Raw genomic sequence first — 12,523 nt, 5'->3', positions numbered from 1 at the left:
CCAGAGCGGATTTCTTGAGCGGCGCCATCTCAGCTTCCCCAGATATTTTGATAAACTAATACAAGCCTAGCGCCCCATCGCCGCCTTGACCAGCGCCGATATGGGATGTTTGCGCCAGATCAAAGAATGGCCAAAATCTGCCATTTCTGAACGGAATGACAGGATTGCCTGTGCCATTTTCGCAACATTGAGAAGTAAATACGCAAGAATCACCCATCAATTGGTAGGACTTTTACCGAGCTGCCTTGACAGCGCTGACAGGCCCCGCCAACTCCGCGCCAGCCGAAGACCGAGCAGCCCAAAGCGCGCTGCCCCCAAATCTTTAGCCGGTTTGATAGAGAGGAATTTCATGAAGACGCATCTGCTGGGCGGCGCTGCCGTTGCCCTTGCCCTGTCCGTCGCAACCCCCGCCTTTGCCCAGAGCGCCGATGCTCCGGCCCCCGCCGCCAATTCGGGCGACATCGTGGTGACCGCGACCCGCCAGAGCACCCTGCTGTCCAAGACCCCGGTCGCCATGACCGCCGTGACCGGCGACAGTCTGCGCAGCGCCGGCATCACCGATCCGCGCTCGCTGGCCCAGGTTGCCCCCAACCTTGCCATCACCGAAAGCGGCGACGGCGTGCGCATCGCCATCCGCGGCGTGACCAGCACCGACGGCACCGAAAAGGGTGACCCCTCGGCTGCCTTCCTGCTCGACGGCATCTATATTGCCCGCCCGCAGGATCAAAAGGGCGCCTTCTTTGACGTGGCGCAGGTCGAAGTGCTGCGCGGTCCGCAGGGCACGCTCTATGGCCGCAACACGACCGCCGGCGTTGTCAACGTCCAGTCGGCCCGCCCCAAGGCCAAGTGGGAAGGTTCGTTCGATGCCAAGATCGGCAATCTGAACAGCCAGAACTACACCGGCATGATCAACGCGCCGATTGGCAATTCGCTGGGCGTGCGTCTGGCCGCCAACTTTGACCGTCAGGACGGCAACGTTCTGGAAACGGCCAGCAACCCGGCCTATCCGCTCAACCCCTATCGCAAGATCTTCTCGACGCGCCTGTCGTTCGGCGGCGACATTGGCCGTCTCAAATTCGTCGTGCGCGGCGACTGGTCGAGCCAGCGCGGTTCGATGACCAACGTGGTGCCGCTTTCGAACTTCTACACCAACACCGGCACCGTGGGTGTGAACCCCACCTTCATCGCGGGCAAGAGCGCGAATGCCTATCGCGGTCTGGGCTATGGCCAGCAATATTCCAGCTATAAGTGGAACACCACCAAGGGCGTGATGGGCGAATTCACCTATGCGCTGACCGACAGGATCGACGTGACCTATCTGGGTTCGTATCGCGAATCCAAACAGGACTTCAATCAGGACCTGCTGTTCCTGGGCGTGCTGGAAAACCCGGCGACCTTCTGGGGCCGCTATCACCAGAATTCGCAGGAACTGCGTCTGGCCTTCGGCAAGGGCAACAAGCTGCACGGGCAGGCCGGCGGCTATTACTTCGAGGAAAAGTCCTACCTGAACTACACGCTGGGCAACCCGCTCTCCTCGATGGTCTATACCGGCGCGTCGGGCTATGCCTTCCCGCAAGGCCCGACCGTGTCGCGCTCCAAGGCCGGTTTTGCACAGCTGACCTATGACATCATCCCCGGCCTGCATCTGACGGGCGGCGTGCGCTACACCAACGACTTCAAGTCGCGCAACGGCGCCACGGTGCTGTATTTTCCCAATCAGGCCTCGGTCCCCTCGGCCTTTGGTTCGCAATGCGTGGGCACCACCTGCACGCTCAACCTGAACATCGCCTCGGCCACGTTCGAAAAGGTGACGTGGAAGGCTGGTCTTGACTATGACGTGCCGGGTCTGGGCCTTGCCTATTTCAACGTCTCGACCGGCTATAAGGCGGGCGGCTTTAACGACGGCTGCGTCAGCGGTTCGGGTCTGGGCTGCGCGCTCAGCGCCGGTCAGCTCTATTATCGCCCCGAACAGCTCACCGCCTATGAAGGCGGCGTGAAGTTCAAGTTTGCCGACGGCAAGGTGCGTTTCAACGCTTCGGCCTTCCACTATGATTACAGCAACCTCCAGCTTTCGCAGGCGGCCACGCTGACCGACGCCACCACCGGCGCCAAGGTGCTCCAGACGCTGATCCAGAACGCGGGTACGGCCAAGATCGACGGCGTGGAAACCGAAACCACGTTGAAGCCGACCCCGGATGATACGTTCACCATCGCGGCCAACTACACCAATGCCCGCTACAGCCATTTCTCGCCCACGAATTCGTCGGGCCAGAGCGTGAACTTCAGCGGCAAGCAACTGGACCACGCGCCCAAGTGGACGGCAACGGTGGGCTATACCCGCAACTTTGATCTGGCCAATGGCGCAAGGGTTGAAGCCGGGGTGCGCACCGCGCTTTCCTCGGATTACTACATCTCGGACCTGAACATGCTGTATCAGTTCCGCATGCCCAGCTATACCAAGACCGACGTAACGGTGACCTACAAGGCGCCGCATGACCGCTGGTACATCCAGGGCTATGCCAAGAATCTGGAAAACGTGATCACCGTGGCCAACGCCGTGGCGGGCAACACCCCTGCCGTGACGATGGAAGAACCGCGCACCTATGGCGTCCGCGCCGGTGTGAAGTTCTAAGTGAACACAAACGAGTCATGAGGGAGGGCGGGTGCGGTCTTGGGCCGCACCCGCCTTTGTCATGTGCGCTCCCCCGAATTGTTGCCTATCTGAACATACGAGGATGACAGTGATGAGCACCCCCAAGGTCTGGACTTCGATCAGCGTGATGGCGCTGGCTCTTGCTTCGCAGACCGCCGCCGCACAGGCCCCCAATGCGCAGGATGTGGCCAAGGCCGATGCCCGCGCCGCCGCCACCGTCAAGGCGATGCTTCCGCAAGAAAAGACCATCCTGACCCATGGCATCATGCCGATGGATCTGGGCATCGGCACGACGAAGATCCCCGCCGATGCGGTGCCGGGGGCAGGCTATGTGGCCGGGATTAATCGCCTTGGCGTGCCTGCGCTCAAGGAAACCGACGCTTCGCTGGGCGTGTCCTATGTGATGGGCCTGCGCCATGACGGGGCCACGGCCCTGCCTTCGGGTGTGCTGCAGGCGGCCACATGGAACCCGGACGTGCTCTATCGCGGCGGCGCGATGATCGGCGGCGAGGCCCGCGCCAAGGGCTTCAACGTCCTGCTGGCGGGCGGCGTCAATCTGATGCGCGATCCGCGCAATGGCCGCACGTTTGAATATCTGTCCGAAGACCCGCTGTTGTCAGGCATGCTGGTGGGCGCGGCCATTCGCGGCATCCAGTCCAACCACATCATCTCGACGATCAAGCATTTTGCATTGAACGGTCAGGAAACCGGCCGCAAATATGTCGATATCAAGATCAGCGAGGCGGCCGCCAAGGAATCCGACCTGCTCGCCTTCAAGATCGGCATCGAACAGGGCCAGCCGCTCTCGGTGATGTGCGCCTATAACCGCGTCAATGGCGCCAATGCCTGCGCCAATGACTGGCTGCTCAACAAGATCCTCAAAAAGGACTGGGGCTGGAAGGGCTTTGTCATGTCCGACTGGGGCGCGGTGCCGGGCGTCGAGGCCGCGATCAACGGCCTTGACCAGCAATCGGGCGAACAGCTCGACAAGGGCGTGTTCTTCACCGACCAACTGGCCGCCAGGGCCAAGGCCGATCCTAAATGGGCGGCCCGCGTCGATGACATGAACCGCCGCGTTCTGACCGCGATCTATGCGGCCGGCATCGACAAGTCCCCCGCGCAAAAGGGCGGCAAGATCGATTTCGCCGCCAATGCCAAGGTGGCCGAGGACGCCGCCAAGCAGGGCATCGTGCTGCTCAAGAATGAAGGCGGGCTGTTGCCCCTGATGAAGACCGCCAAGTCGATTGCGGTGATCGGCGGCTTTGCCGATGGCGGCGTGCTGTCAGGCGGCGGTTCCTCGCAGGTTCAGGGCGAAGGCGGCCCGGCCGTCACGATCCCGATCATGGGCGACGGCGTCTGGGCGGGTCTCATCGGCCAGAACTATCACCGCTCCAGCCCGTTGAAGGCGATCAAGGCGCAGGCCCCGACCGCCAAGGTAACCTTCCGCGACGGCCGCTACATCACCGACGCAGTCGAAAAGGCCAAGCAGTCGGAAGTGGCGGTGATCTTTGCCACGCAATATACCACCGAAGGTTTGGATGTGCCCGACCTGCATCTGCCCAACGGTCAGGATGAGCTGATCGCGGCAGTGGCGGCGGCCAATCCGAACACCGTGGTCGTGCTGGAAAATGGCGGGCCAGTGGCGATGCCCTGGCTGGGCAAGGTCAAGGCTGTGGTCGAGGCATGGTATCCGGGCGCGCGCGGCGGCGAAGCCATCGCCAGCGTGCTGTTTGGCGACACCAACCCCGGCGGCCGCCTGCCCATCACCTTCCCGGCCAGCACCGAACAGCTCCCTCGTCCCAAGCTGGACGGCAGCGATTGGGTCGAGCCCAACTTTGCCGGTGATCCCACCTCGGGCAGCGATCAGCTTCATGCCGATTATGACATCGAAGGCTCGGACGTCGGCTATCGCTGGTTCGCGCGGCAAAAGCAGAAGGCGCTGTTCCCCTTCGGCTATGGCCTGTCCTACACCACGTTTCAGACCGGCGGATTGACCCTCAAGGGCCTGACCGCAACCTTTACGGTCAAGAACGCCGGCGCGCGTGATGGCGATGAAGTGGCCCAGCTTTATCTGGCCACCCGCAATGGCGAAGTGAAGCAGCGCCTTGTCGGCTTTGCCCGCGTTTCGCTCAAGGCTGGTGAAAGCAAACCCGTCACGCTGACCATCGACCCGCGCCTGCTGGCCGACTGGAAGGATGGCCAGTGGGTCACGCCCAAGGGCGCCTATGGCTTTGCGCTGGGCCGGGATGCGGAACATCTGGGCGAGATGGTGAGCATCACCCTGCCCGCCAAGAGCTGGAAGGAATAAGCGTCATGCGCCGGATCGTCTCCTTGATGGGAACCGCTGCGGTGGTCTTTGCAACGCCCGCCACTGCGCAGGAAACGATCAACGGGGCGATCCGGGCCGACCAGCCCGGCCCGGTCATATCGCGCCATATTCAGGGGCAATTTGCCGAACATCTGGGCCGCGACATTTATGACGGCATCTGGGTCGGGCCGAACAGCCCGATCCCGAACACGCGCGGCATCCGCCGCGATGTGGTCGATGCGCTGCGCGCCATCAAGGTGCCGGTGGTACGCTGGCCGGGCGGCTGCTTTGCCGACATCTATAACTGGCGCGATGGCATTGGCCCTTCGGCGCGGCGCCCGGTGCGCAAGAATGACTGGTGGGGCGGATTGGAAACGAACGCCTTTGGCACGCATGAATTCTTCGACTTTGCCGAACAGTTGAACACCGACACTTATGTCGCCATCAACATGGCCACAGCCACGCCCGCCGTCATGCGCGAATGGATGGATTATCTGACATCAAAGGGCGAGGACACGCTGGCACAGGAGCGCCGCGCCAATGGCCATGCCGCACCCTTCAAGGTGGATTTCGTCGGCATCGGCAACGAGGCATGGGGATGCGGCGGCGCGCAGACTCCGGAATATTTCGCAAATGAATATCGGAAATTTGCAACCTTCTTTCACAAGAACGGTTCAACCTTCCATATGCATAATGACAATTCGGCGCTTCGGGTCGCATCGGGGCCAAACAATGACGACACCAGATGGATGGAGGTCGTCCTGAACAATGCAGGGGCGCAGATGGATGCCATCTCGCTGCATTACTACACCGTGTGGCATGGCGACTGGGCGCAACGCGACACCGCCATGGCCACCGGTTTTCCCGCCAGCCACTGGAACGAGATCCTCTATCAGGCATCGCGCATGGACGCGATCCTGCGCGGGCATGAAGCGGTGATGGACAAGGTGGACCCGAAAAAGCGGATCGGCCTGTTCGTCGATGAATGGGGCACATGGTATCGCACCGAACCAGGCACCGAACCGGGCCATCTCTATCAGCAGAACACCTTGCGCGACGCGCTGGTGGCGGCGATCACCTTCAACATTTTCCATGCCCATGCCGACCGGGTGCGCATGGCGAATATTGCCCAGGCGGTGAATGTGCTTCAGGCCATGCTGCTGACCGATGGCAATAAATTGGCCAAGACGCCGACCTATTACACTTTTGCCATGTACACGCCGTTTCAGGACGCGACCTTTATCCCGGTCAACGCCCCCGCGCCCATGCTGAAGGCTGAAAGCGGCTCCTTCCCCGCCTTTACCGTCAGCGCGGCCAAGGCCAGGGATGGCAAGACGTATGTCGCCATCGCCAATGCCGACAAGGACAAGGGCTACCGCCTCGCGCTCGACCTTGGCGGCCGGAAAGGCACCAGGGTTTCGGGCCAGGTGCTGACGGCCGCCAAGCTGGACGCGCATAACACGCCGGGACAGAAGGAAGAGATTGCCCCGGCACCCTTTAACAGCGGGCGGATCAGCGGCGGCAAATTGCTGCTGGATATTCCGGCAAAATCGGTTGTCGTCGCAAAAATCGAAGGATAACCGCCGAAAATCGAAGGCCGAAAGAGCCTTGGCCCCGCCCTTCATCCCGGCGGGGCCGACCATGATCAGGAGAAAGCGATGCCCCGTCTGCCCATGCTCTCGGCCGCCCTTTTGCTGGCCGCCGCGCCCGCGGTTCAGGCCGCCGCTCCGACAGAGCCCCATCCCCGCCTCTTCGTCCTGTCTGACATTGGCAATGAGCCGGACGATCAGATGTCGCTGGTGCGCCTGCTGCTCTATTCCAACGAAATCGACATCGAGGGTCTGGGCGCCACCACCTCGGTCTGGCAGCGCGAAAAGGTCAGCCCGCAGATCATGCACAAGGTGATCGACGCCTATGGCAAGGTGGCGGGCAATCTGCGCCTGCACGATCCGGCCTATCCCACCGGCGAGGCGATAGGCGCGCGCGTTTACGCAGGCCGCGCGGGCTATGGCATGGCCGCGGTGGATATGGACCATCCCTCGCCCGCCGCGCTGGCCCTGATCGAGGCGGCGCGGCGGCCTGATGCGCGCCCGCTCTGGGTGGGCCTGTGGGGCGGCGGCAACACACTGGCCGAAGCGCTGGGCCATGCGCAAAAGACGCTGCCCGCCGGCGAGTTCGAGGCCTTGGTCGCCCGCCTGCGCGTCTATGCCATCAGCGATCAGGACGATGCGGGCGCTCAGATCCGCCGGACCTATCCGGGCCTGTTCTGGATCGGCACGCCATCCTCGCAGGACGGCGGCGAATATGCCGCCGCGACATGGACCGGCATTTCGGGCGACAAATATTACCGCAATGGCGCAGGGGCCGATTTCACCACCGTCTCGAACGAATGGCTCGACCGGAATATCCGCGCGAAGGGCCCGCTGGGCGCGGCCTATCCGCATCACATGTTCATCATGGAAGGCGACACGCCCTCCTTCCTCGGCCTGATCACCAACGGGCTGAACGCGCAGGACAAGCCCAATTGGGGCGGCTGGGGCGGGCGCTATATCCTGCGCCAGCCCGTGGGCGAGAGCCACAAGATCTGGACGCAGGGGGGCGATGCCTTCATGCGCGTGACCAGCGCCGACACAGTGGGCGACCATACCAGCGATCAGGCCACGATCTGGCGCTGGCGCGAGGCGTTTCAGAATGATTTTGCCGCGCGGATGGACTGGACCATCCAATCCCCCGCCAAGGCCAACCATGCGCCAAAGCCAGTGGTCAATAACATCGCGGGCCTTGCCCCGATCACGATCAAAGCCAAGGTGGGCCAGTCCATCACGCTGGACGCCGCCGCCAGCCGCGATCCTGATGACAACCGTCTGACCTATCGCTGGTTCGCCTATGACGAGGCCGGGTTTGACGGCGCATCGCCCAATCCCGCGCTGGAAATCGCCCATGGCAACACGGCCCGCGCCACGGTCAAAATCGCCGCGCGCTGCGCCAAGAGCTGGCTCGACCTGCCGCAATTGAAATGCCCGCCGGTGCGCACCGCCCATGTCATCCTTGCCGTTACCGACAATGGCACGCCTGCTCTTACCCGCTATCGCCGCATTCTGATCGAGGTGTCCGACCATGACTGATCTTTCCGTTTCCCGCCGCGCGGCGCTGGGCCTGATCGGGGCCACGGCGGTGGCGCCTGTTGCCGCACGCGCGGCCGAAACACCCGCCCTGCCCGGCGCGCTCTGGTTTTCCACGCAGGCCGATGCGCCATGGCAAAAGCAGAGCGTGCCCGTGCTGGCCGAGGTGAGCAAAGGCAGCCTGTTCGGCACGGACGCCACGATCAATATCGCCAATCCGCGCCAGACGATGGCGGGCTTTGGCGCCTGCTTCAACGAGCTTGGCTGGGTTGCGCTCTCGCATCTCTCGCCCGCCGACCGCCATACGGCGATGGCCACGCTGTTCGCGCCCGATCAGGCCGCCTTTACCCTGTGCCGAACGCCGGTGGGGGCCAATGACTTTGCACGCCGCTGGTATTCCTATGACGAAACGCCGGGCGACTTTGATCTCAAGAGCTTCTCCACCGCCAATGATCTTCAGACGCTGATCCCCTATATCAAGGCAGCGCAGGGTTTTAACCCCGACCTCAAGCTCTGGGCCAGCCCGTGGAGCCCGCCAGGCTGGATGAAAAAGAACGGGTTCTATGCGATGGCGCGGCCATGGCCCGGCACGCCCGAAACCGGCATCCGCAATGATCAGACCGGCCACGAGGGCGAGGATGCCTTCATTCAGGAAGACCGCTATTTCGACGCCTATGCGCGCTATTTCCGCCGCTATGTCGAGGATTACGCCAGGGCGGGAATCACCATCGGCACGGTGATGCCGCAGAATGAATTCAACTCGGCCCAGCCCTATGCCTCCTGCACATGGACGCCGCAGGGGTTGGCGCGGTTCCTGCCCTTCCTTGGCCGCGAGATGGACAAGGTGGGCGCCCGCGTGTTCTTCGGCACGCTCGAACGCGGCAAGGTCGAGATGCTCGACGCCGTGCTGGCCGATCCGAAAGCCGCCGCCGTCATCAAGGGCGTGGGCGTGCAATGGGACGGCAAGCGCGCCCTGCCCCAGATCGCACGGCAATATCCGCAGATGGACATCTGGGCCACGGAATGGGAATGCGGCACCTCGGCCAATGACTGGCACTATGCGCGCTATGGCTGGGCCAATCTGCGCCGCTATATCGAATTTGGCGCGAGCGCTTGGGATTACTGGAACGCAATCCTGCCGACCGGGGGCCTCTCGCCCTGGGGTTGGCCGCAGAACAGCCTGATCGTGGTTGATCCGGTCACGAAATCATGGCGTCTGACGCCCGATTACTGGCTGATGCGCCACCTTTCGGCCTATGTGAAGCCGGGGGCGCGGGCGCTTTCGGTCGACAGCTTCCTTGGCTTTGACGACAATATCGCCTTCCGCAATCCCGACGACAGCGTGGTGCTGATCGCCAATAACGCGCTGGGGCAAAAGCAGAAGGTGCGTTACGCGCTCGGCGGCAAAGCGCTGGCGCTGGAACTGCCGGCGGATTCGCTCAACACGATCGTTCTGCCCGCCGGCGCTCTGGGGTAAGACGCCATAAGGCCATTGACCATGCGTGCGGGGCGATCCAAACCTGCACGCATGGTCAAGCTGTCGTCCTCCGATTCCATCCGGCCCCGGTCGAACTATTTCATCAGCCAGACCCTGCGCCTGCATTATCTGGAATGGGGCGACCCCAACGCCCCGGTGCTGGTGCTGCAACATGGCGGATTTGACCATGCGCGTTCGATGGACTGGCTGGCGCGCGAATTGGCCGGGGAATGGCGGGTGATCGCGCCCGACCTGCGCGGCCATGGCAACAGTGCGTGGTCGCCGGACGCCGATTACACGATGGCCGCTTTCCTGATGGATTTTGCCAATCTGGCCGATGCGCTTGGCGGAGAAAAGCTGACCATCTGCGCCCATTCGCTGGGCGCGATGGTGACCACGCGCTTTGCCGGGATCTTCCCCGACCGGGTCGCGCGCTTTGTCAATATCGAGGGGCTGGCCCTGTCGAGCGGACGCAATTCGCAGCGGATGATCCAGCCCTTTGCCGCGCGCGTGGCCAACTGGATCCGCCTGCATCAGGAAGCCGCGCATCGCCACCACAAGCGCTATGCCTCCGAGGAGGACGCCTTTGCCCGGATGCGCGAAAAGAACCCCTATCTCTCCGACGATCAGGTCCGCCATCTGACCCATCACGCGCTGCGCAGCAATGATGACGGCACCTACAGCTGGAAATTCGACCCAAGGCTCAACATCTGGCCGGTGCTGGATTTCCCCGAAGAGGACGTGATCGCCATGTGGCAGGCCGTGACCTGTCCGATGCTGTTTCTGCATGGCAGCAACACTTTCATGCCCAATCCGGGCAAGGACGGGCGCATCAACCATTTCCGCGATGCCCGTCTGATCGAATATGACAATGCCAGCCATTGGCTCCACCATGACCGCTTTCCCACGGTGCTGGAGGATATTCGGGCCTTTCTGGCCGAGGGCTAAATCTGTCAGGAGGCGCGTCAGCGCATCGGCAAAGCCTGCGCACCGCGCTCGGCAATGTCCTTGAGCATCGCCTCGACCTCTTTGCGCGCGCCCCCGCGCACCGCGCCAAGGATCAGCGTGAGATAGGACGTGATCAGCCGCACAAGGATCGCATCATCGCCAATCCGCCCGCGCGCCCAGTCGTTGATCATCGCATATTCCAGCCGCACCAGATCATCGACCAGCGTATCGACCTCGACCCATGGCTGCAACTGCTTGCCCGCGGCCAGATTTTCGATCCACGCCCGGTTTTGCCGCGTGGCCATCGAATGCATCGCCAGCCAGATGTCCTCATCCACCTCGGGGCTGAAATAGAGCGACATGATCGCGCGGATGTAATTGGGGATGCGCCGGTTGCGCTGCACCACCGAGATCATGCGCTCCAGATTATGCAGCAGCGTGCCCGAGGGCTGGGCAAAGGTGATGCGGCTGACGTATTCCTCGAAATATTCCTGAATGGCCGCCGCGATCATCCGCTCGCGCGTCTGGAACGCGTTGTACAGCGTCCGCTTGGCCACGCCCGCGCGCCGCCCGATGTCGTTCATGTTGAGCGCGGTAATGCCGTTTTCGGCGATCACCTGCCGCGTTTCCTCCAGAATCCGCCGCCGCCGCTCGATGATCGCCGGGCTGGCATAGGTCTGCGGACGCTCATTACTTTCGCTTGCTGCGCTCATGTCACGATCACCTGTTGGATCGCGTTCATGCACATGGGATCAAAAACGGTCAACCATCGGCGGCCCCCGACCGGATGGGCCGCCGACACAAAGCTTCATTGCGCCGCCAGGCGGGCCAGCCTGCCTTTGATGATCTCCTCGGCCTCATTGACGATGCGCGTGATGAGTTCGTGGCATGTCGGGATATCATGGATGAGCCCCATGACGAGGCCCGCGGTGATGACGCCATGGGCGGTGTCGCCGGTGCTCAGGCCCTCTCGCCCACGGGCGCCCTTGACCAGCGGGGCGACGGCGGCGAAAGGCTCGCCCCGGCTCTCGGCCTCGCGCACGGCCTGCGAGATAGCGTTTTTGGCCACGCGGGCGGTGTTGCGATAGCTGCGGAAGATGAGGTCGGTGCCGCGCTCGTCGCCCTCGACCAGCATGCGCTTGATATCGGGGTGGATCGGGGCCTCGGCCGTGGCGCAGAAACGGGTGCCCATGTTGATGCCCTCGGCCCCCAGCGCCAGCGCCGCGGCAAGGCCCCGTCCGTCGCCAAATCCCCCGCTGGCCAGCAGGGGCACGCGCACCCGGTCCGCCGCCGCCGGGATCAGGATCAGGCCGGGAATGTCATCCTCGCCGGGATGGCCTGCGCATTCAAAGCCGTCGATGCTGATGATGTCGGCCCCCATCCGCTCGGCGCTGAGCGCGTGGCGCACGGCGGTGCATTTGTGCAGAACCGTGATCCCGTGGCTCTTGAAGTCCTCGACATGCTCGCGCGGGTTGTGGCCGGCGGTTTCCACGATGGTGATCCCGCTCTCGATGATGGCCCGGCGATATTCGGCATAAGGCGGCGGGTTGAGCGATGGCAGCAGCGTCAGGTTCACCCCGAACGGCTGATCCGTCAGCGCGCGGCAGCGCTCGATCTCGGCGCGCAGAGCATCGGGCGTGGGAAAGGTCAGCGCGGTGATGATCCCCAGCCCGCCCGCGTTCGACACCGCGCTGGCCATGTCCGCCGTGCCCACCCACATCATGCCGCCCTGAACGACGGGGTGTTTGATTCCAAGCATTTGCGTGATGCGGGTTTGCATGGGGTGGTCCTCTCTTTGGCTTTTCCGGGGTTTTGCCTCCGGCGGGCAAAGGGCGGGGGCCCTTTGCAATCCCGTTATGGGGGTGGTGCCTTGGGGGCAGCGTGGGGTGTTTGGCGGTTGTTTGATGGCCTGCGGCGCGGCGGGATAGCGCTGATTGGCGCCGCAGGCTTTGGAATTTCAAACGCTGCGTGCCGGGCGCCCTGGTATAGGCGGGGCGCCCCGCCGACAGGAATGG

At 63.2% G+C, this 12,523-nt stretch carries 8 protein-coding genes; 6 read left to right on the top strand and 2 right to left on the bottom strand.

Annotated elements, in window-relative coordinates; translation table 11 throughout:
* Positions 1-349 precede the first annotated feature (349 nt).
* The 6 genes from PQ457_RS02000 (at position 350) to PQ457_RS01975 (ending at position 10,508) form a co-directional block, all read left to right on the top strand.
* Positions 350-2,632, top strand: coding sequence for a TonB-dependent receptor (locus PQ457_RS02000; RefSeq protein WP_273618136.1), 2,283 nt, complete (start codon positions 350-352; stop codon positions 2,630-2,632).
* A 112-nt stretch (positions 2,633-2,744) separates the two neighbouring features.
* The gene (locus tag PQ457_RS01995) at positions 2,745-4,961 is read left to right on the top strand and encodes a beta-glucosidase family protein (protein ID WP_273618135.1); all 2,217 of its coding nucleotides are present in this window, start codon (positions 2,745-2,747) and stop codon (positions 4,959-4,961) included.
* A 5-nt stretch (positions 4,962-4,966) separates the two neighbouring features.
* Positions 4,967-6,541, top strand: coding sequence for an alpha-N-arabinofuranosidase (locus tag PQ457_RS01990; protein ID WP_273618134.1), 1,575 nt, complete (start codon positions 4,967-4,969; stop codon positions 6,539-6,541).
* Positions 6,542-6,619: 78 nt separating this feature from the next.
* Positions 6,620-8,086: a DUF1593 domain-containing protein gene (locus PQ457_RS01985; RefSeq protein ID WP_273618133.1), complete on the top strand. Its 1,467-nt coding sequence runs from the start codon at positions 6,620-6,622 to the stop codon at positions 8,084-8,086.
* Complete coding sequence (locus PQ457_RS01980) at positions 8,079-9,560, top strand: glycoside hydrolase family 30 protein (protein ID WP_273618132.1); 1,482 nt, start codon at positions 8,079-8,081, stop codon at positions 9,558-9,560. The genes PQ457_RS01985 and PQ457_RS01980 overlap by 8 nt, the downstream gene beginning before the upstream one ends.
* Before the next feature lie 51 nt (positions 9,561-9,611).
* Positions 9,612-10,508 (top strand): alpha/beta fold hydrolase, encoded by an 897-nt coding sequence (locus tag PQ457_RS01975; RefSeq protein ID WP_273618131.1) that lies wholly within the window; start codon positions 9,612-9,614, stop codon positions 10,506-10,508.
* A 17-nt stretch (positions 10,509-10,525) separates the two neighbouring features.
* On the opposite strand, the gene PQ457_RS01970 is transcribed toward PQ457_RS01975, so the two are convergent.
* Complete coding sequence (locus PQ457_RS01970) at positions 10,526-11,221, bottom strand: TetR/AcrR family transcriptional regulator (RefSeq protein ID WP_273618130.1); 696 nt, start codon at positions 11,219-11,221, stop codon at positions 10,526-10,528.
* A gap of 95 nt (positions 11,222-11,316) precedes the next feature.
* The gene (locus PQ457_RS01965; protein WP_273618129.1) at positions 11,317-12,288 is read right to left on the bottom strand and encodes an NAD(P)H-dependent flavin oxidoreductase; all 972 of its coding nucleotides are present in this window, start codon (positions 12,286-12,288) and stop codon (positions 11,317-11,319) included.
* Positions 12,289-12,523: the final 235 nt, after the last annotated feature.

Origin of the sequence: Novosphingobium humi, from assembly GCF_028607105.1 — a bacterium.
Classification (GTDB): domain Bacteria; phylum Pseudomonadota; class Alphaproteobacteria; order Sphingomonadales; family Sphingomonadaceae; genus Novosphingobium; species Novosphingobium humi.
The sequence above is the reverse complement of the archived record's forward strand: the minus strand, read 5'-3'. Positions and strand labels throughout refer to the sequence as shown.